This window comes from Desulfurococcus sp., assembly GCA_026626905.1.
GTDB lineage: Archaea > Thermoproteota > Thermoprotei_A > Sulfolobales > Desulfurococcaceae > Desulfurococcus.
Genome location: JAPNUX010000001.1, coordinates 158,825 through 178,741, shown reverse-complemented (window position 1 = coordinate 178,741; position 19,917 = coordinate 158,825). Strand labels below are relative to the sequence as shown.

Here is a 19,917-nt window from a genome sequence, read left to right as displayed (position 1 = left end):
TGGAGGAGACATTATACTGGTACTCTGGGTCGGCTGGTAGAGACTTAAGGGGTAGACTATGCTTTTACGCCACCGGCCTCCTTGAAAATGCCTCCAGTTATCTCTAATGGCGTTCTGAACCAGACGTCTACTTGTGGTAACGGTATCTCTATTCCTGCATCTGAGAGAGCTTTTTTAATCATCCATGGTAGCTTTGTGAAGCCGTCGAAGAAGTATTGTACGGGGACCCAGGCCCATATTGTTATCGTGACACCTGTAGTACCAGCGTCTCCAAGGGATGAGACATATACTACGGGTGCTGGGTCTACGAGCACGTAGCTGGCTTCCTCGAGTACTCTTCTCACTACCTGGCAGGCTCTCTCAGCGTCTTCATTATAGGATAAGCGGACTTTAACCTCTAGTCTCCTCGCAACACTCATGTTGAAGTTTTTGAGTCCCGTGGAGAGGAGATTGTTGTTGGGTACTGCTACTAGTACTCCATCCCAGGTGCTTATTCTAGTGAACATTAGGGAGGTTGACATCACAATACCTGATACACTCCCGATTTCAACAGGGTCACCTGGTCTAACAAGCTTCTCAGCCATAATGTATAATCCAGCGAATAGGTTCGAGAGGAGCGGTTGCATAGCTATACCGACCACAAGGCCTGCGAATCCACCGGCGATTATGAGCCCTGAGACATCTATGCCTAGTGACCCTAGGAATGTTGTGATAACCACGAAGAGTAGAACGTAGTATATGATCCTGGATACCATGGCTGCAATATGACTCGTATATAACCTGTGAAGAGTTCTAGATACTATTCTAGTAATTATCTTGGAGGCCAGGTATCCTGCTGCAAGGATTAGTAGAGCTACGATAACCTTCTGGATTACATCGGCTTGAAAGTCTTGAAGCCATGATAGCCATGATGGAAGAGTCAAGCTAAATCCCCCAGTCCATTAATGTCTTCTGAGCTATTAATGGTATGAGGGGATGCTTTAACTCGACTGGTGTTCTAGCCTTTATGTAGCCTTGAGGAGCTGTAGTACCCTGGTATGTTACAACACCTTTCTGCGAGTTCCTTACTGTAAGTCTAACTCTACCCGTATAGCAGTTGAACGTGTTCTGCTTGTAGTAGAGGGGGATGTAAGCGGAGTCAACTAGTATTCTGGAGACTACTACAGGCTCACTGTAATCGTTTACTACGCTGGCTTCAACCAGGCATTCACCTTGATTAACGTTAGCTCTATAGCTGTAAACCCTGCTACGCCAGTGCCTGCATACAACGCCACCGGCTTCGTCAGAGGTTACAGGTGGACCGTACAGCGCATACTTGTAGTAGCTGCCTAGTGGAATAGTGTCTACTAGCTCGTAGTGATCGCCTACTCCAATGAAAACCCCGAGGTCCACTGGAATTGTGAAGTAGAAGTCTATGGAGGAGCCAGGGGCTATTAAAATTCTATCCTGGAGTGCAACCAGAATGTATCTTGTAATAAAGCTAGGAGTGTATAGTGAGGGGACAGGTTCCGCTATAGCTGGGCCCTGCCAGCCTGCAAGACTTAAAGAAACTACAGGGGATCCACTGCTATCTAGCCTCTTATACCAGCCTTCCTCTGAATTGTACTCCACTATATAACCATTTACTTTTACTTTCCCGCTTATTAGAACCCCGTACATCTTAGTATACCACTCCTAGTGTTAGCGTCAACTAGGCCTAAATACTACTCACTAACTGGAGGATTTATTCACCTCTTTAATTAATTTTCAATAATGCAGTCAACTATTATGTGAGCTTGCAAGTAGCGGGGTGAAGGCTTGCCGCTATACCTGGTTACAGTTTCAGGCGAGATACCCTTGAAATCCAGTAGAACTCGTTCAATGCTGTACTCTAAGCTGCTTAGGAATATTAGAAGAAGCCTTAAGAGAAAAGGTATTACTGTGTTATCAGCTAGAATCCTCGATGCCAAGATACTTGTTGAGACGAGTAGTGTAGCCATCCATGCTTTAAGCAGGGTCTTCGGTGTTCACAGAGTCTCAGAGGTTCAAGCTATAGAATTCACGAGTCTAGAAGAACTGGCAGGAGAAGTATCACGGAGAACCCTAGAGCGCGTGAAAGGCAGGAGGTTTGCTGTGAGAGTTAAGAGAAGCGGGGTACACTCGTTTACTTCACTAGATGTAGCGAGAGAAGTAGGAGCACTACTAAAACCCTACTCAGCCGGCGTAGATCTCGAGAACCCTGAAGTAGAGGTGACTCTCGAGATCCGAGGCAATACTGCCTACCTCCATGAGAATGATGTAGAAGGCCCCGGTGGATTCCCAATTAGTAGTAGTGGTAGAGCACTCGTATTATTCTCCGGCGGCTTTGATTCCCCGGTAGCAGCATGGATGGCTGCTAAGCGGGGGCTGGAAGTCGACTTCCTGCACTACGTGATGGGTTCAAGTGACATCAGCCGTCAAGCCTTCATAGTGGCGAGAAAACTGAGCGAGGAGTGGCTGAGCAGCTATAACCCAAAGTTCATTATAGTTGATTTCACACCGCTTGTAGCCTGGATTGAAAGAGAAGTAGCATGGAGCTACAGGCAAGTGGTTCTAAGAGCTTTAATGTACATGGTTGCAGATAGAGTTGCAGGAGCACGCGGCTACGATGCTGTAGTGACAGGAGAGTCTCTGGCTCAAGCATCCAGTCAGACCCTCGCGAATCTTAAAGCCATTGAGAAGGCAGCCTCATTGAATAGCATGATACTGAGACCTTTAATAGGATTAGATAAAGAAGAGATCATTAGCTACTCGAGACAGCTAGGCTTATACGAGTACTCCTCGAAGGTGGCTGAAGCCTGCGCTATAGCGCCACGGCATACAGCAACTAGAATTAGCGTGGAGAAGCTGAAGAGTATCCTAGAAAGAATTGAAAACAAGCTGCTGGATAAAGCTGTGGAAGATATGAGAGTTGTAGATGTGCATGTAAGCAGTCCTGAGGAAGCTATACCAGAATACCCTGAGGAAATAGACTACATCCCCTCGGACTCCGTGCTCGTAGATGCTAGAAGCATTGAGGAGTATAAACGTAGCGCTCTCCCAGGAGCACTACATGTAAGCATGGTGGATTACAGTAAGCTACCAAGGGATAGGCCGGTAGTATTCTACTGCGATACAGGTGGTATCAGCCGTATCCTGGCAGCAGAGCTGCGTAGCATGGGGTTTAAAGCATATAGCTTAAAAGGAGGTTTAAGAAGAATTAGAGGGCGTTTAGCCGGCACTACCACCTGACTTGTCCAGTAGGATAATATTCTACCTAGTCTTACCCTTCTTCATGTAGCCTAACACTTCTTTAGCTCGAGGCCCGCTCAACCATTCAACGGCTTCTTCACTAAGACCGTACCCTCTGGCCAGCTTAGCTGCGTATGCAGGATTATACCTGAATATCACTCTGAGGAAGGGTATTACATCGCTTTTAATAACAGACTTGCTTACAAGCAGGTGCTTGCTTAACAGTTCAGCAATACTCTCCATGATCTCTCTTGACCTCTTGGTTTCCCTTAAGAGCTTTAGCCTCTCAGGCGACTTGAAGGCCTTCCATTTATACTTATATGATTTTCTAGCGAATGCTACTCCAGGCCCCATCATTTCTAAAGCGTATCTGAGTAGATCCCAGTTCTGCTCTCTCACTATCCTACCCATGTATACATCAGCTCTGCTGAGTGCTTCGTAGGCTCTAGCTATCTCCTCTGGATCCTCATAGTATGTCGGTATATGCTCGTTAATCCATACTATGAATTCGTCTGGCGTTAGATCAGTGGATTCCACGGCAGCCCTAGCTTGAATAATGCTTCTAGCGTTGAAGAGGTCGCTTAAAGCCTCGTATGGAGCGTATACTCTATTCCTGTACGTGGCGATTCTACGTACTGCTTCAAGTGTTACTTTACCGTCGGCGGCGGCAATGGCTTCCAGGTCGTTTATAGCGCTTCTTAGATCACCCTCACTCCTCTTAGCTATGTCTCCGAGCGCTGCATCCTCGCATAGTATTCTCTCAGCGTTGCATATCTTCTTCAACACTGTTTTCACGTCTTTTTCGCTGAGCCTCTTGAGCTCTATCATCTCTGCGAGCTCTCTTAGAGGGTATAAGTGCTGCTTGTAGGGGTTGTTTGCTGTCATTATGATGGGGTTCATAGCATTCTTTATTACTTCTACGAGTGCTTCCACACCGCCTGCATCTGCTCTAGGATCCATGCCGTCTACTTCATCTAGTAGAATTATCTTTCTAGAACCAGTTAGAGCACCCGACCTGCTAGCCATTTTAACTATTCTCTCTATGTCCTCTCTTCTCCTAGCATCACTGGCATTCATCTCGAAGAGCTGGTATCTTCTACTTCTAGCTATAGCTTCAACGAGGCTTGTCTTACCGCATCCGGGAGGCCCGTGGAGCAAGGCTGCTTTCTTACTCGGCCTCCCGTTCTCCCATGACTCAAGCCACTTGAGCAACCTTGATTTCGCATCCTCCTGGTCTACAACCTCCTCTATAGTCTTAGGCCTGTACTTTACCACCCAGGGTATTCTCTCCTGGCTCAAAAGAAGCTACCCCGTCTTAAGCCTCCTGCCTATTAAAGCCAGCCTGGCTAGAAAAGCATTTAACTGTATCTCGTCGTCAGCACCCTCTACGAGCCTGAACTGTATTTCACCAGCTAGATCTGCTATTAGAACTCTCAGCTCATCTGGTATTTTAACCTCCTGGCTGAAGACCTCCTTGTGTATCTGCTTAATCACGTCTAGCCCGCTTAACCCGTACTCAGTCATTAGTGCTCTCAGCCTGCTTCTAGCCTCGTTAAACCTACCTGCAAGAGCTTCATTCAGCATTTCTCTAATTTCTCTTGGATGAGCTAGCCCTACAACCTTGTAGACGGCTTCTTCAACAACCTCGCCTAGAGCTGCAGTTGTCTGGAGGATGTTTATAGCCCGTCTTAAATCACCCTCAGAGACCTCATATATTACTTCAAGGGCTTTCTCATCGCACTTAACTTTCTCAGCTTTACAGATGTACCCTAACCTGCCTACCACATCTTCTCTCGAAAGAGATGTAAACCTGAATACAGCTGTCCTGCTTTGGATAGGCTCTATGATCTTACTTGGATAGTTAGCTGTAAGAATGAATCTCGTTGTAGCACTATAGAGCTCCATAAGCCTCCTTAATGCTTGCTGGGCATCAGCAGTCATGTTATCTGCTTCATCCAGCAGAACTATTTTGAAGGGTACCTCGCCGACAACTCTTGTTCTAGCAAACTCCTTAACTTTACCTCTAATCACCTCGATTTTTCTTTCATCGGAGGCGTTAAGCTCAAGCATGTACTTCCTGTAGTCATCGCCGTAGAGGTCGTGGGCAAGACAGTGAGCCATAGTTGTCTTACCGGTGCCAGGGGGGCCTGCGAAGAGCATGTGGGGTATATTCTTCTCTTCAACAAACTTCTTTAATCTAACAACAATCTCCTTCTGATTAACGATTTCATCAAGTGTCCTAGGACGGTACTTCTCAGCCCATAACATCTCTACTTCGCTCAAGGCTGACACCTGGCTCCAAGCCTAATAAGTAATTGAGTTTAGGATATTAAAGGGGTATATGCTCACTAATATTGGTGGAATCCTTGGATGGTTTAATAGAGGCCATAGGCCCCCTGATAGGTAGATTCGTGGAGAGGGATTTCGAGGAAGAGCAGGTTAAAGTCATGTTTACCTCTCAGGGTCTCACAGTATTTCTCCAGGATGGATTTATCGAGCTTGTTAGAGGCTCTGAAATAATGCTTCCACGATGGATTGCTAGAGCTCTAGTAGAGTACGGTTACGCTAAAATCGCCGAGGATGATATTGACAACCGAAGACTCTCCATCATAGATTTCATTGAGAGTAAAAACAAGAGTAAGCCGAAGTTCGAGAAGCTTAAAGGATACTTCTACCGGAGGCTGAAGGAGAAGATGAACGATGTTATCAGAGAATACAGGTCTAGTGATGTAAGGGACATCCAGAAGGTTGAAATAATTAAGACTATCAGTAACTTCCTCTCATCTCTAGTCGACATGAGAACGAGGAAAATACTGAACTTTCTCACGCCTCGAATCTACCCTCGTGAAATCGTTGAGAGTCTAAGCGAAGAGGAGAAGCTGTTCTTCAAGGGTATACGGGCACTCCTAGACGTATACTACAATAATGTGCTCGGGGTTGAAGCACGTGAGCCAGGAAAGTAAAACTGAAACTGAAGCCGGCTTGGCGGGAGAACTACTCACAGAAGCATTTGTAAAATTCATTAAGAGCTACCGCTCCAAGGAGGGGTTCCGTAAGTACTATGACAGGATAACCCAGATGGTTCTATTAGGGCAGAGAAGCCTTATAGTCGACTTCGCAGACATCATAGAGTACGATAAAGAACTGGCGGGCAGGATCATCGAGCAGCCTGATGAAGCGATCAAGCGTTTCAGTGAGGCAATACGCTTAGTTGTCGAGGAGGAAAACCCCGAGTACGCTGAGAGAGTAGTGAGATTCTACCCTAGGTTCAGGAATCCACCTGAAGTCCTGAGAATAAGAGAGATTACAAGCGAGTACGTTGGTAAACTAATAGCTATTGAAGGAATAGTCACAAGAATCACTAAGGTTGACGCTAAGCTGGTTAAAGCTAGATACAAGCACTATGATCCTGAAACCAGGGAGATCCACGAGTTCGACCATCCAAGCGGGGAGGAAGCCGAGGTATCAGTTGGCAGGCCGCAGTTCTGCCCTGTATGCGGTAGGAGTGGCGGTAGATTCGAGTTGATCCCCGAGAAAAGCGTCTTCATAGACTGGCAGAAGATAGTAGTACAGGAGAAGCCTGAAGAGGTTCCCGGGGGACAAATACCGAGAAGCATTGAGGTGGTTCTAACAGGTGATATAGTAGATGTAGCTAGACCTGGAGATAGAGTTGCCGTAATAGGAGTGCTGCGTGTCTCACCTATACCAGTCTACGAGAAGCGCGGCTCCCACCAGCTCTTCTCCTTCTACATTGATGCTAATAACATTGAAATACAGGAGAAGATCCTAGAGGATGTAGAGATAACTAGAGAGGATGAAGAGAAGATCAGGGAGATGGCTAGGGATCCATGGATAAAGGAGAAGATTATAGCTAGCATAGCGTCAGGGATATACGGGTACTGGGATATCAAGGAGGCCATAGCACTCCTGCTCTTCGGCGGCGTTCCAAAAATCCTCAGGGATGGAACCAGGATTAGAGGTGACATCCACATTCTTCTCGTAGGTGATCCAGGTACAGCTAAATCCCAGCTACTACAGTTTACTTCAAAGGTTGCTCCACGTGGACTCTACACTAGCGGTAAAGGATCAACTGCAGCAGGCTTAACTGCAACAGTGTTAAGGGATAAAGCGACAGGTGAGTACTATCTTGAAGCTGGAGCCTTAGTGCTAGCTGACGGCGGTGTTGCATGTATAGATGAGATAGATAAGATGCGGGAGGAGGATAGATCCGCTATACATGAAGCTCTAGAACAGCAGTCTGTAAGCATAGCTAAAGCCGGGATAGTGGCGAGGCTGAATGCTAGGACAGCTGTACTAGCCGCAGGCAACCCAAGGGATGGGAGATATGATCCCATGAAGCCTGTCAGCAAGAACATAGATCTCCCGCCGACAATACTCTCAAGATTCGACTTAATCTTCATTGTGAAAGATATACCCAGCGTGGAGCATGATAGAAAGCTAGCTAGACACGTCCTGGGGGTTCACAGCGATGCTGAGAGAACCTATCCCTTAATAGACGTTCAGACACTCAAGAAGTATGTTAGCTATGCGCGGAGATACGTTTACCCGCAGCTTACCCCAGAAGCTGCTAAGCTGATAGAAGACTTCTACGTTAATATGAGGGCTTCCTACATACCCAGCGATCCATCTCAGCCCGCCCCAATAGCTATAACCCCAAGGCAGCTGGAAGCGCTTATAAGGCTGACTGAAGCACATGCCCGCCTCTACCTGAAGAGTAAGGCTGAGAGAGAGGATGCAGAGGAAGCTATCAGATTAATGATGACCATGCTAACCAAGGTTGGTATAGATGTTGAGAGTGGCCAGATAGATATAGATGTCATTGAGACAGGCGTCTCAGCATCTAGAAGAGAGAAGATCAAGAGATTCAGAGAGTTCCTCCAAGAAGTCCTCGGGGAGGTAGGAGAGATAAGTGTCACAGAGCTTCTAAAGAAAGCGAGGGAGAAAGGCTTTGAGAGAGAGATTGTTAGTGAAGAGATAAACAAGATGAGAAGAAGCGGGGAGATATATGAGCCTAGACCAGGATATATAGCATTTGTACGGTAATGCTAGCTACTTGAGCTCCCTGCCTTTAGTTTAGCTTCAATCCACTTCTTCCTGTACTTCCACAGCGATGGCTGAGTCCATAGAACCCATGCTGGAATAGCTTTTATGAACTCGTAGGCTTCCTCCCAGCCCTCTAAGCCTAGTTTATCGGCTAGATCCTCTAATCCCATCGGGGTTTTAATGTACTCTTGAAGCACGCTAAGCGTCTTTTCATCTATAACTATTTCCTTCCCCCCAACCCTTACCACGTAAACTGGCTCTCCACTCATATAGTAAACACCTAGGTTGTGATTAAAGTAGAAGCGGGGTTTAAATACACTGAGCGAAGTGCAGAGTCCTTACAGCCTGAGTCTCATCCCTTAGGGTATAGAACGACTAGAGTTAAACTCGACTCCTGCTATCATATTAGGCCTGGATACAGGTGAGTCCAGGATGCTATAAACCTCTAGGTAGCATACATTAATGTTAGGTGTAGCATGATGGAGTTTAAGCTTAGTGAAGGCCTCTACTGCGAGAAGGAGTATATAGTCAGGGAGGAACATGCAGCCTCGCACATAGGTAGTGGCAGCCTTAGAGTTCTATCAACACCAAGCATGATAGCCTTCATGGAGAGAACAGCACTACATTGTGCTGAACAATACCTTCCAGGAGACTACACTACTGTAGGCACTATGGTGAACATCAAGCATGTCAACCCTGCACCAGTAGGAGCCGAGATAAAGGTAGCAGTTAGACTAGTCTCTGTGGATGGAAGAAGACTGATATTCGAGGTTAAAGCATTCTGGGGCAGCATACTGATAGGTGAGGGATTACATGAAAGATACATTGTAAACACAGCAAAATTTATTGAGAAAGTGCGGTCGTTAACTAGCATGCAGCAGTAGCTAGCCTCTAGGAGCAGTAGAGTATACCACTAGAATAGCTCAAATACCACTGGACACACGACAGGGATCCCCCCATAGCATGCTTACACTGAGATCACGAGAACTTAATGGGGCCGCCGGGATTTGAACCCGGGACCACCGGCGCTCCGGGAGTCCCTGGCCACGGGGGGCATCCCCCCAGGCCGGCATCCTAGCCAAGCTAGACGACGGCCCCATACCGCTTCAAGTATATGCACACTGGATTTATAACTTTATATGAGATGCCAGGCTATCAGAGTCCAGTTTCACTGAACTCCCAGAATATTTAAGTGAGAGGAATGTAATACATGAAGTATCCATTTAAAAATTTATAATGGCGGTACTTCAAGCTATCATTACCTATTGTAATGCTTGTTTTAAAGTATTACATAGCCTATGGTTTAATTCCAATTATCTTCGAGTATGTAGTTGAGTGATACCTATGGCTATTAGATATAGGTGTAGAAATTGTGGGGCTATACTCTACGAGTTCGTTAGGGTTGGCCAGAACTTCTACGGTATTCCTACACCTGAAGAAGTATACAGGCTCTATGGTGGTGTATGCCCTAAGTGTAAGTCTCTACTCGAGGTTCCATCTCTCGAAGAGATAAGAAGTAGAATAGTCATAAGGAGTGCTATATCATACAAGTACACTATACCTAAAGCTGCTTTCAGCGAGGTCTCCCCGCTTAGACAACACTCATAGCTTTAAGGATACTGTTGAATACACTACTACTATAACTGCTCTTATACTCTCTAAGCAGTTCTAAAACCCTACCTGCATCTATGTCGAGTGCTTTAAGCAGGATATCTTTAAACCTGAAGCGGTAGAGTATGAATGATGAGAAAGATGTTAGATTAGCAGGCTTCTCAGAGATCCTCGCGCTCTCCCAGTCAATTATCTTCACGCCGCCAGGACACATGTACAAGTGGCCTTCAGGACGATTGAGCTCAGTGTGGTCTACTCGCGTTAAATCAAGCTTGTAGAGTGAGGTGAGAATAGAGTGCAGTGTATTTTTAACTGCCTCGATATCCCCTGAGGTAATGGATTCTTCGAGTATTCGTTCAACAGGGAGGCATTTAACCGGGTCGACTAGCTCTCTAAACAGGTAGTCCTTGCTGTACAAGTATAACCGGGGTACTACTGTGGATGGCTCTGCTTTCAGCATAGCCTCTGCCTCCCTAGATAAATCGCTTCTCCTGCTGTCCATTCTTCTAATCTTTAATGCTCCTATACCATGCTTCCTATGGAAGGCTACGGTTGTCACTGATGAGTAGCCTTTGCCGAGAACTCTAATTCCATGGATCATGGAACCTGTCTCGAGAATGTATACGAAGCCATCCTCGAGTAGCCTGGTGATCCTCTCAGCTATAATGTTATCGCTACATGAAGGATAGCATAAAACCTTCTTCAAGTATTCATCTCTCAAGCCTTCTACTATGAAATGCACATCTCCATCCAGAAAGGTGTCTTCATGATAAACTCTGAAACCCATTGGAGGGCACCTCTTCTAGACAGCTCGTTGAGAACCTGGCTGTCAAGGATTCTGACAGCCGGCTTTAAGTCCTTGAAGTGTGGTGCAACACTGTATTCACTAGCTCTTTCAGCTAGTAGTTGAATAGCATCTACGTATCTCCTTGGCGTCACTGCATTCAGCAAGCCTCTTTCATCAATCCATACCCCCACTCCCCTCCTTAAATGCTTGGCTATAAAGTTCTGTGCTCTTTCACTGAACACTACTGGGGGTCCAGCGTAGTGTTTAAAGAGTGGCAGTGTGCAGTCCTCAAGCTCTACGAGTATAGCGCAGTATCTATCTTCATCGCTCCAGGAGGAGGAATCAACCACATGGAAATCCATGTTAGCTAGAAACTTGACGAGTGTATCCCTAACCCTGTTAACCTCACCCCATATAACGTCAGGGGGCAGCTTCTCGGTTAGAGTATACTCTAACAGGATAATACATCTATTCCTTAGCTTCTCTTCAAGCTTCTCAGTCGATAAGTAGCTGTATTCAAGCCCGTAGAAGGCTAGCGATGGATGGGATAGATAGCATCTAGATGCTAGGATAAATGTTGCAAGAGCTCTCATGGATACGTTTGCAGCTACATTTCTCATCGGGTCAACTGGGTCAGGCATGTATAGTACTGAATCCGGGTATTTCTCCTCGAATCTCCTCCAGAATTCTTTGTCGACGCCTAGAGTATCCACGCGGACTGGAGGCTTCCAGCTAGAGGCTTCTTCTAGAACCCTTCTTAGAGAGCCGTACTTAACTATTAGTAGCTCTGCTACATAGCCGCTGAAACCCCTCGTCTTCACTTCAGCCCCGTAGACTTTAATCCCCTTCATAAACTTCTTGAGGAGTCTCACTTGATCCTTCATCTCAGGGGTTAGCTTCTCCAGGAGGAAGCGGGTGTGGAAGGGGGTTCTATCTACAGTTGTCCTTATTGATGATGGATTAGCTAGCTTGAAGGCTGGCACTATGTCGGCTTCCACGTCGCCAACCCTGACTCTTACATAGGGGTGTTCAGCGTATCGTAGCTCGTATCCTCCTATCCTCTCAGCTGCTTTAACTATTAGATTAAAGCCTCTGCTTCTAAGCTCACTAGTACTCCATGATTCGGGGTAGAGAACAAATACATCCATATCTCTGTCTCCTGAGAGCCATGTATCGTGTGCTATGCTTCCCTGTAGAGTCACCTCTGCTTCCACACCGTGCTCTCTGAGAATACTTCTAATAGTACTCGCTATCAGCTCGTAAGCCTTATAGAGGTGCTCGTACTCCTCTCGGCTGGGCTTTATCAACTCTAGTACCTTCTCCTCGATGCTCATTTCAGGGATTCACCAGCTACTAGAGTTTCTTCACGCATATATTACTATAGATGGGTCCGCGAGGAGTTAGAGTACTCTTCTTAACAACTACTTCATCCACAGTTGTGTAGCCGAAGTCTGTTTCAGCTAGATCACTAAGAGTCTTCACGAGTCTCTCAATACCTCTGTAGCCTTTAACTCTGGCGAGCGTTATATGAGGCACGAACTCCTCTCTCTCTGGTTTAAATCCGATCTCGCCTAGCTTTCTCTCCACGGCTTCATATAACTCTACTAGCTCCCTGCTACCTTCTCTAATACCAGCCCATATGACTCTCGGCCTCTGGATGCTTGGGAAGACTCCTATACCAGCAACATGTATTCTAAACGGCTTGAACGATATAGCTGAGATAGCACGGCATACTTCCTCCACGATGCTTCTCGGTACTTCCCCAATGAACCTTAAGGTTAAATGTATATTCTCATCTTCAACAGGCTTTAAGTCAGCGCCTGTAGCCGTAAGCTTATCCCTGATGCTGATGAGGCTTCTTAAAACGCCTTCATCTTTTACTTCCACGGCTATAAAGCACCTTATGATTTCATCCCGGCTCAAGCTATATCCCTCCACTCCACTTCAATGAAAATAGTTATTCACGAGCAGTCTTTAAACCAGTATACTCCCATGTTTAAATTCCTTCAGGCAGCTAGATTTTATGTGTTTTAGGAGAGAGTAATCGTAGTATACCGTGGTATCTCAAGCCTGCAGGGTGTGGAAGCTTGCTCTACATACTTGTCGCGGGGATGCCTGGCTCAGGTAAGAGTATAGTGGCTGAGGCTGCCAGAGAGCTCGGCCTCCCAGTGTACACTATGGGTGATGTAGTTAGAGAAGAGGCTCTCAAGCGGTATGGAGTAGTTAGCCCCGAGCTCATGGTATCGCTTTCGAGGGAGCTACGGTCATCCTACGGGGATACCATTATAGCTATTAAAACTATTGAAAGGATTAAGGGGGAGCGTGAAGTAGTAGTTATTGATGGCGTGAGAAGTCTTGCTGAAGTAGAGGAGTTCAGAAAGCATGGTAGAGTGGTGATAATAGCTGTTCACGCGTCGCCTGAGACAAGGTTTAAGAGGCTTCTTAAACGAGGGAGGCCGGGTGATCCAGGCTCATACAAGGAGTTTGCTGAACGAGATAGAACAGAACTGGAGTTTGGTATAGGTAATGTAATAGCTCTAGCAGACTACATGATTGTAAATGAATCCAGCATCGAGGAAGCTAAAGCTAAAGCTCTCGAATTACTTAGAATGCTGGTGAAAGCTCATGGTGAAAGTGACAGTTAGCGCTGAAATCAGGCCTACAGAGGATGAGAGGAAGGTTGTAGAAGCACTCAGAAACATCTTCGCTGGCAGTATCATTGTAAGCGAGCTGAGTGAAGGATACAGGATTGCAAGAGGAGTATCAGAATCCATTGAAGCCTTAAAACCCCTTAGGGATTTAGCTAGAATCCAGCAGGTGGAGCCAGCTTTAAGAAGCTATCTAAGTAAGTATAGGAGGAGTGGTGTAATAGAGCTCTTCATACACAAGCAGGCAGCATACGCAGGCAGGTTATCACTAGTGGACAGCGATAAGGAATCCCCGCTTGGAGCTATAAGGCTACTAGTAGAAGGAGGCGAAGAAGAACTCGACAGCGTAGTCTACTATCTGACAGGCAGCTAAAAGTATAAGGCCATCATATCCCGGGCTACTATAGTATTATAGAAGAATCTAAGGGCATCCCACAGGATTTCCTCGTCGCTATGCCTTGAGCTTATATGAGTTAACACGAGTGATGATACACCTGCTTCTAGTGCTATTAGAGCTGCATCCCTAGCGGTAGAATGGTATTCCTCGTGGGCTTCCTCACTCATATGGCTTGTAAACGTAGACTCATGTATCAATACATCAACTCCTTTACAGTTATCAATAACGGTACTGCAGGGCATAGTATCCCCCGTGTAGCAGATAGTTCTTCTCCCCGCCTCGATACGGAAGCCGAAGGCTTCTACGCCATGGCATACTGGAAAGGCTTTTACAGCTATTTTCGCATCACGGTAGACCTCGCCGCTGGCAAGCGGGTTCACGATAACCTGGAATCCCGGCTTCAAGAGCCCTTTCTCAACTAGAGTTTTAAAGTAGTCTTCGAGCCCGCTTGGAAGCAGTAGTCTGAGCTCCTCTATTCTACTTGAGAGCCGCATTGTCTGGATGAGCCCGGGTAACCCGAGATAATGGTCTCCGTGTGGGTGAGTCACAAAGACTGCTTTAACCTTAAGAGGACTTAAGCCGGCTTTAAGCATCCTGTGCTGGCATCCCTCACCGATATCGAAGATGTAGATGTTAGAGTCGATTTTCACGGCTATGCAGGGAAGCCCTCTTGAAAGCGGGATTGCAGCACCAGTACCGAGGAAGAACAGTCTAGTATTCAATCTTCTCCACCACGTAGATTACTCTAGTTAGCCCTCCGTGAACATACTGGTAGTATCTAGCAATACTCATAAATTCACTCTTACAGAGCACTTCGTCTACTAGATCCTCTAGGTGTAGCGGGGTCATAAAGCTCATGTATCCTCCGCTTCTAAGAGTAGTCCATGCTTTCTCAATGAACTTTTTCAGTAATACTGCCTGACTATACCCGTGTGTGCTAGCCCCTCTCCCGTATGGCGGGTCTGTTGCTATAGCGTCGACAACTGTAGCCTCTATCTCGCTGGAATCGCCTACTACTGGGATAGCATTGATATTGTAGAATCTCAAGTTCTCCTCCATTCCCCGGGCGATGTCCGCGTCTATTTCCACTCCTATAGCTCTAATACCCATTAAACCAGCCTCAACGAGTATGCTGCCTGTGCCTGCAAAGGGGTCTAGTAGCACCATGCCTTCTCTAGCTCTAGCTAGGTTCACGAGTAGCCTAGAGATCTCAGGAGTTAGTGATATACTCCTCTTGTATGGTTTAAGCTTGCTTCTCTCGTACAATCCTCTAGTGTCCTGTTCAGCTGTCTTTACTCCTATAATTGCAATACCATCTGTGAATAATACTCTAAGCCTCCCTCTGCCCCCCTCTATTTTCAACCCGTATCTCTCAGCGAGATATGAGGTGTACTTTCTAGCCTCATCCTCTTCTACTCCCTTCTTCAATATAGATGCGTGTACCCTAGCCCCTTTTTCAATAGCGTTGTTAACGTTTAGAGATGGATTATACGGGTTGTCTAATGCTACTAGAATGCCAGCCTCTTTAATGAAGCCTGCTCTCCCCACGATTTTCTCCTCTATGCTATTGCACTCGTGGTGCACTATGCAGACCATAGTATAGCACTGCAGGCGCCTAGGCCTGCAGTCATATACGTCTAGTAGTGCTTTGAGCTCTCCTATAGCAAGAGCCTCATTATCTCCCCGTAGGAGGAAGTAGCTGACTCGAGTTTTCATTGATGCGTGACCCGGGTAGCTTAAACTCCTAATACTTCTCTAATAACTGCAGCTATTCTATCGGATACATCAATGTACTGTACTAGGGGGTCTTGAATCCTCACGCCTAGAGTATTAGCTAGCACAATCCTCTTGACTCCAGCATTAGCTATTCTTGTTAAAGCATCACCTACAAGCAGGCCGTGCGAGGCTGCAACGTATATTCTTCGAGCACCTTGTGCTAAGAGTATTCTAGAAGCCTCTGCAATAGTCCCACCGGTGCTTATAATATCGTCGACTAGTATTACATCTCTACCGTTAACACTTACCTCTCTAGGAGTATAGCTGACCTCCCCGCTAACCTTATCTCTAAGCTTAACTAGGTGGTCGTAGTCGGCGCTAATGCTTTCAGCTGCAAGCCTAGCCCTCTCTAAGGCGCCTTTATCAGGTGCTATAACCACAGGGTTCTCCACCACTTCCGCTAGAGCTTTAACGAGGAGGTCTGAGATGTGGATGTTAACGAGGAAGGACTGGGTGAGGCTTAAAAGACTATTACTATGGAAGTCTACAGTGAAGATCTTACTGTAGCCTGCCGTCTTCAAAGCGTTCAAGACTACTAGAGCTGAAACCGGCTCACCTGGCATGAACTCTTTATCCTGCCTTGAGTAAGCTATGTACGGTACAACCCCCACCACTTCGCTGGCGTTGCTTCTAGCCACTGCATCCGCAGCTATAAGCAGTTTAGTGAAGGCTTGATCTTGCATTGGATACATGGTTGATATCACTAAGACTACTTCCCCGTCAACTTCTCTCGGCTCATTGATCCTCAAGTACTGCTCTCCATCAGGGAAAAACTTCTCTGTAAGCCCAACTACCTCTACGCCGAGGCTTCTAGCTATTCTTACTCCTTCACTATAGTTCCCTAAGACTAGGGCTTTAAGCACAGGTATCACCCACCTATAATAAGGTGGATCGGTTTTAATTAAGAACTGGGATGGCTGAAATTGAAGTTCTCACTAGAGCTACCGTGGGTTAAAGAAGCTGACCTATGGGAGCCTCTGGGAGATGGAAGAGTACGCTGTAATCTCTGCAGCAGGAGATGTATTATTGTTTCTGGAGCCTACGGAGCTTGCGGTGTCAGATACAACTATAATGGAAGACTCTACACTCTAGTCTACGGGTTGCTTACAGCAGCAAACCCCGATCCTATTGAGAAAAAACCTTTAATGCACTTCAATCCAGGCTCCTGTGTATTCTCGATTTCAACGGCAGGATGCAACTTCTACTGCAAGTTCTGCCAGAACTGGGTTTTAAGCCAGACTAGACGTGGAAGCATCTTCGGTAAACTCTACGAGCCATGGGAGGTAGTCGAAGAGGCACTCCGCGAGGGGTGTGAGGGGATAAGCTACACGTACAACGAGCCCACCATCTTCTTCGAGTACATGTATGACGTAGCTAAGTTGGCTAAGGATAAAGGATTATACAACACAATGGTCACCAATGGATACATGACACCTGAAGCTGTGAGGAAACTAGGCAGGCTAATGGATGCTGCAACAGTAGACTTTAAGGCTTCAGGCAACAGAGAATTCTACCGTAAGTACATGGGGGTACCTGACCCCAGCCCTATATACGAGAATATTCTAGAAATGAAGAAGCAGGGATGGTGGATCGAGGTGACAAACCTAGTAGTACCTAGAGTAGGGGATAGAGTCGAGGATACCAAGAGGCTCGCAGAATGGATAGCTTCAAATCTAGGTGAGGAGACACCATTCCACCTTCTAAGATTCCACCCAGACTTCCTCATGCAGGATCTACCGCCTACACCAGTGGAGACACTTGAAGAGCATGTTAAAGTAGCCCGTGAAGCCGGGCTTAAACACGTGTATATCGGGAATGTATGGGGCCATCCATTCGAGAACACATACTGCCCGAGATGCGGCTCCCTGGTTGTTAGGAGAGCAGGTTTTACGATAATTGAGTGGAAGCTTAGAGAAGACTTCAAGTGCCCTGTCTGCGGCTACAAGCTTAACTTTACTGGTAAACCCTATACATCTAGAAGAAGATTCTACTGGTGAGAACACTATGCCTTACTTCATAGTGGTTTTAGGGACAGCTGGAAGTGGCAAGACCTCTCTGACCAGCATGCTTCAAACATATCTTGAATCCCACGAGCTCGACGCTGCAACAGTCAACCTGGATCCAGCTGTAGAGACCCTACCATACACGCCCGACGTGGATATCAGAGACTATGTGGATGCAAGAGAGGTCATGAGGAAGACGGGTCTCGGCCCGAATGGAGCTCTACTAGCCTCTATAGACATGCTGCTAGCCAATATACATGAGCTTGAAGAACTAGTATGGAGTCTTAAAGCCAACTACATAGTAATCGATACGCCTGGGCAGATGGAGCTCTTCGCGTTCAGAGATGCCGGTCCAATAGTCTTAGAATCAATTATTAAAGATGCTAAAGCGGTCTCATTGTACTTAATGGATTCAACATACCTGCTTAAGGGATCCAACGCGTTCTCGGCTCTATTGCTCGCTGCATCAACTCATGCTAGACTAGGGTACCCGCAGGTGAATGTTCTAACAAAGATAGACGTTCTTAATAGCGGTGAACTAGAAAGAATCCTGGAGTCCCTGAGTGACCCTGAGGCTCTTAGCAGTGATATAGCCCGCGAGAAGCAGGCTAGCTTAATATGGGATGAATCCGAGATCTCAGTGCTCCTTGAAAAACTACTAGTATTCGATGTCGTCCCGGTCTCCAATGTTTCAGGCGAAGGCTTCGACTCCCTCTACGCTGCGATACAGAGAGTACTTGCCGGCGGTGAAGACTACCTAACCGAGGAGCCTAACCCTGTCCTCTAGCATGTCTCCCTGCATAATTTCTCTAGTTCTCCTAGAACACCTGCAAGCTCCTTATAGGAGTTAACCCTGATGAAGGAGACGTCGGCTTTCCTGGAGGCTTCTTCATCGTACACTGTATCACCTATGAACACTAGTTCGCCGTACTTCTCCTTCAGATAAACTAGCTGTTGAATCCTGTCAATAGAGTAGTCTCTTGTAACGCTTTCACTAATGTAGCCTGTTAAACCCAGCTTCTCAATTAACGGTAATAGTGTTCTAAGGCTTCTATTAGTTGCAATAATGATCTTAAAACCATTTAATGCTAGCTCTTTAACCTTCTCTACGTTCTCTCTAACAGCCTCAGAGTCTAAGAGCAGTACTGCATTCAACTCGGCTTCCTCAATTATCTCCCATGCCCTCTGCTCAACCTCGCCTGGTAGAGGGAGTTTTGAAAGCGCGAGTCCAAGCGGCTTTAACTCGTGGTTTAATCCTAGCTCGCTCCTAATTCTCTCTCGGAGAGCATCAAAGTCTACTAGGATTGGTATGAGTGTTCCATCCACGTCTACAGCTATTACTCTAGTACACTTCATACTATCACTATCTTAGCTGGATGAGTTGATGCAACCCGTATATCTCTTCCATCCCTTGTATATCCGACTAGCATAGCTTCAGTGTTGAAGGCGTAGAGTATTCTCCCATCACTATTAACACCTATGAAGCCAAGGGTATCTAATCCAACAGAGCTCTCCACGTAGCTCATTACTCTTTTAACTGCCTCCTCTACTCCAATCCCGTCTGACACCTCCATGTCTAGTCTTAGGCAGGGCATTGATCTCACAATGTACTCCCCGATACCTGTAGCACTACATGCAATATTCCTGGATGCGTAGAAGCCGGCTCCTGGTATAGGTGTATCCCCTACCCTCCCAGGTATCTTAAGGGTGACTCCTCCTGTACTTGTTGCAGCTGCGAGTACCCCCTTGCCATCAACAGCTACTGCTCCAACAGTATCGAATACATCCAGCACTCCTCTAACTAGCTTGAAGTATATGTTAGCGTGCTTTGAGATGAACTCCTGTATCCTCCTATAGTATTCCCCTTTAACCTCGCCTCCTAGAAGACGTTTAACAGCTTCAACATACCTTTCAACCACGTGCTGTGGAGGTGGAGGTAGCGGTGGAAGCCCCTTTAATCTTGCAAGCATCTCAGCTTCATCTCCAGCTAGTAGGATGTGGGGTGTCTCCTCGGCTACAATCCTAGCGAGCAGTATAGGATTCCTCACGTTTCTTACAGCTGCTACAGCACCTAACAGCCCAGTTGACGTCATAAGCCCGGCGTCGAGGCTTCTATTCCCAAGCAAGTCGAGTGTAGAACCGTAGCCAGCGTTAAGGTAGCCTGAGTCCTCCATGCATTTAACTGCCTCGACCACAGCGTCCAGGGAGCTATCATGACTCTCGAGTACGCTCCACGCTCTTCTAGTGCACTCGCCTACAACTTCCTCAGCTTTAACTCTTATTCTCTCATCTCTCCAGCTACCGGCGCCACCGTGGAGAACTAGGGCTTTAACCATAAGCCTACACCAGCTGTAGTATATCCCACTTACATTATAAAAGTCA

22 protein-coding genes and 1 tRNA gene are annotated in these 19,917 nt (G+C 46.5%); 9 read left to right on the top strand and 14 right to left on the bottom strand.

Annotation, left to right across the window (positions count from 1 at the left end; all coding sequences use genetic code 11):
- Positions 1–56 precede the first annotated feature (56 nt).
- Positions 57–923 carry a mechanosensitive ion channel family protein gene (locus OWQ48_00935; GenBank protein MCY0867786.1) on the bottom strand — a complete coding sequence of 289 codons (867 nt, stop codon included), beginning with the start codon at positions 921–923 and terminating at the stop codon, positions 57–59.
- A gap of 1 nt (position 924) precedes the next feature.
- Positions 925–1,611, bottom strand: a complete 687-nt coding sequence (locus OWQ48_00930) for a DUF432 domain-containing protein (GenBank protein ID MCY0867785.1) — start codon at positions 1,609–1,611, stop codon at positions 925–927.
- Between the two features lie 186 nt (positions 1,612–1,797).
- Between OWQ48_00930 and thiI the strand changes: the two genes are divergently transcribed.
- Positions 1,798–3,249: a tRNA 4-thiouridine(8) synthase ThiI gene (thiI, locus tag OWQ48_00925; protein MCY0867784.1), complete on the top strand. Its 1,452-nt coding sequence runs from the start codon at positions 1,798–1,800 to the stop codon at positions 3,247–3,249.
- Between the two features lie 21 nt (positions 3,250–3,270).
- Here thiI and OWQ48_00920 read toward each other — a convergent pair whose 3' ends face one another.
- Complete coding sequence (locus OWQ48_00920; GenBank protein ID MCY0867783.1) at positions 3,271–4,548, bottom strand: replication factor C large subunit; 1,278 nt, start codon at positions 4,546–4,548, stop codon at positions 3,271–3,273.
- Positions 4,549–4,554: 6 nt separating this feature from the next.
- The gene (locus tag OWQ48_00915; GenBank protein ID MCY0867782.1) at positions 4,555–5,541 is read right to left on the bottom strand and encodes a replication factor C small subunit; all 987 of its coding nucleotides are present in this window, start codon (positions 5,539–5,541) and stop codon (positions 4,555–4,557) included.
- 74 nt (positions 5,542–5,615) lie between these two features.
- Between OWQ48_00915 and OWQ48_00910 the strand changes: the two genes are divergently transcribed.
- Positions 5,616–6,212 carry a DNA replication complex GINS family protein gene (locus OWQ48_00910; protein MCY0867781.1) on the top strand — a complete coding sequence of 199 codons (597 nt, stop codon included), beginning with the start codon at positions 5,616–5,618 and terminating at the stop codon, positions 6,210–6,212.
- Positions 6,196–8,313, top strand: coding sequence for a minichromosome maintenance protein MCM (locus OWQ48_00905; GenBank protein MCY0867780.1), 2,118 nt, complete (start codon positions 6,196–6,198; stop codon positions 8,311–8,313). Before OWQ48_00910 ends, OWQ48_00905 begins: the two co-directional genes overlap by 17 nt.
- A 2-nt stretch (positions 8,314–8,315) precedes the next feature.
- Here the strand turns inward: OWQ48_00905 and OWQ48_00900 are convergent, their stop codons facing one another.
- Entirely contained in the window at positions 8,316–8,582 is a 267-nt protein-coding gene (locus OWQ48_00900; protein ID MCY0867779.1) for a hypothetical protein, read from the bottom strand.
- A gap of 210 nt (positions 8,583–8,792) precedes the next feature.
- Here OWQ48_00900 and OWQ48_00895 point away from each other — a divergent pair, with 210 nt between their 5' ends.
- On the top strand, positions 8,793–9,197 hold the full coding sequence (locus OWQ48_00895; GenBank protein MCY0867778.1) for a thioesterase family protein: 405 nt from the start codon (positions 8,793–8,795) through the stop codon (positions 9,195–9,197).
- A 108-nt stretch (positions 9,198–9,305) separates the two neighbouring features.
- On the opposite strand, the gene OWQ48_00890 is transcribed toward OWQ48_00895, so the two are convergent.
- A tRNA-Pro gene (locus OWQ48_00890) sits at positions 9,306–9,411 on the bottom strand.
- A 246-nt stretch (positions 9,412–9,657) separates the two neighbouring features.
- Here OWQ48_00890 and OWQ48_00885 point away from each other — a divergent pair.
- A complete protein-coding gene (locus OWQ48_00885) occupies positions 9,658–9,921 on the top strand; it encodes a hypothetical protein (GenBank protein MCY0867777.1) in 264 nt (87 codons plus the stop codon).
- Here the strand turns inward: OWQ48_00885 and OWQ48_00880 are convergent.
- From OWQ48_00880 to thpR, 3 genes are read right to left on the bottom strand one after another with little or no spacing between them, the layout of a single operon-like run.
- Positions 9,905–10,711, bottom strand: coding sequence for a serine/threonine protein kinase (locus OWQ48_00880; protein MCY0867776.1), 807 nt, complete (start codon positions 10,709–10,711; stop codon positions 9,905–9,907). The two genes, OWQ48_00885 and OWQ48_00880, sit on opposite strands and share 17 nt — an antisense overlap.
- Positions 10,654–12,045, bottom strand: coding sequence for a CCA tRNA nucleotidyltransferase (cca, locus tag OWQ48_00875; GenBank protein MCY0867775.1), 1,392 nt, complete (start codon positions 12,043–12,045; stop codon positions 10,654–10,656). Before cca ends, OWQ48_00880 begins: the two co-directional genes overlap by 58 nt.
- Positions 12,046–12,064: 19 nt before the next feature.
- Positions 12,065–12,634, bottom strand: coding sequence for an RNA 2',3'-cyclic phosphodiesterase (thpR, locus tag OWQ48_00870; protein ID MCY0867774.1), 570 nt, complete (start codon positions 12,632–12,634; stop codon positions 12,065–12,067).
- 164 nt (positions 12,635–12,798) lie between these two features.
- On the opposite strand from thpR, the gene OWQ48_00865 reads away from it, so the two are divergent.
- A complete protein-coding gene (locus tag OWQ48_00865) occupies positions 12,799–13,356 on the top strand; it encodes an AAA family ATPase (GenBank protein ID MCY0867773.1) in 558 nt (185 codons plus the stop codon).
- Complete coding sequence (locus OWQ48_00860) at positions 13,337–13,732, top strand: hypothetical protein (GenBank protein ID MCY0867772.1); 396 nt, start codon at positions 13,337–13,339, stop codon at positions 13,730–13,732. The genes OWQ48_00865 and OWQ48_00860 overlap by 20 nt, the downstream gene beginning before the upstream one ends.
- On the opposite strand, the gene OWQ48_00855 is transcribed toward OWQ48_00860, so the two are convergent.
- Genes OWQ48_00855 through prs form a run of 3 tightly spaced genes read right to left on the bottom strand, consistent with a single transcriptional unit; the run spans position 13,729 to position 16,395 of the window.
- Positions 13,729–14,478 carry a ribonuclease Z gene (locus OWQ48_00855; GenBank protein MCY0867771.1) on the bottom strand — a complete coding sequence of 250 codons (750 nt, stop codon included), beginning with the start codon at positions 14,476–14,478 and terminating at the stop codon, positions 13,729–13,731. The two genes, OWQ48_00860 and OWQ48_00855, sit on opposite strands and share 4 nt — an antisense overlap.
- Positions 14,468–15,472 (bottom strand): TRM11 family methyltransferase, encoded by a 1,005-nt coding sequence (locus OWQ48_00850; GenBank protein ID MCY0867770.1) that lies wholly within the window; start codon positions 15,470–15,472, stop codon positions 14,468–14,470. The genes OWQ48_00855 and OWQ48_00850 overlap by 11 nt, the downstream gene beginning before the upstream one ends.
- Positions 15,473–15,492: 20 nt before the next feature.
- On the bottom strand, positions 15,493–16,395 hold the full coding sequence (gene prs / locus OWQ48_00845) for a ribose-phosphate diphosphokinase (protein ID MCY0867769.1): 903 nt from the start codon (positions 16,393–16,395) through the stop codon (positions 15,493–15,495).
- 60 nt (positions 16,396–16,455) lie between these two features.
- Here prs and amrS point away from each other — a divergent pair, with 60 nt between their 5' ends.
- Together amrS and OWQ48_00835 are read left to right on the top strand one after the other, a co-directional pair.
- On the top strand, positions 16,456–17,529 hold the full coding sequence (gene amrS / locus OWQ48_00840; GenBank protein ID MCY0867768.1) for an AmmeMemoRadiSam system radical SAM enzyme: 1,074 nt from the start codon (positions 16,456–16,458) through the stop codon (positions 17,527–17,529).
- Positions 17,530–17,536: 7 nt separating this feature from the next.
- Positions 17,537–18,322, top strand: a complete 786-nt coding sequence (locus OWQ48_00835; GenBank protein ID MCY0867767.1) for an ATP/GTP-binding protein — start codon at positions 17,537–17,539, stop codon at positions 18,320–18,322.
- Here the strand turns inward: OWQ48_00835 and OWQ48_00830 are convergent.
- Entirely contained in the window at positions 18,319–18,891 is a 573-nt protein-coding gene (locus OWQ48_00830; GenBank protein MCY0867766.1) for an HAD hydrolase family protein, read from the bottom strand. The genes OWQ48_00835 and OWQ48_00830 overlap by 4 nt on opposite strands.
- Positions 18,888–19,871, bottom strand: coding sequence for an isoaspartyl peptidase/L-asparaginase (locus OWQ48_00825; GenBank protein MCY0867765.1), 984 nt, complete (start codon positions 19,869–19,871; stop codon positions 18,888–18,890). The genes OWQ48_00830 and OWQ48_00825 overlap by 4 nt, the downstream gene beginning before the upstream one ends.
- Positions 19,872–19,917 lie beyond the last annotated feature (46 nt).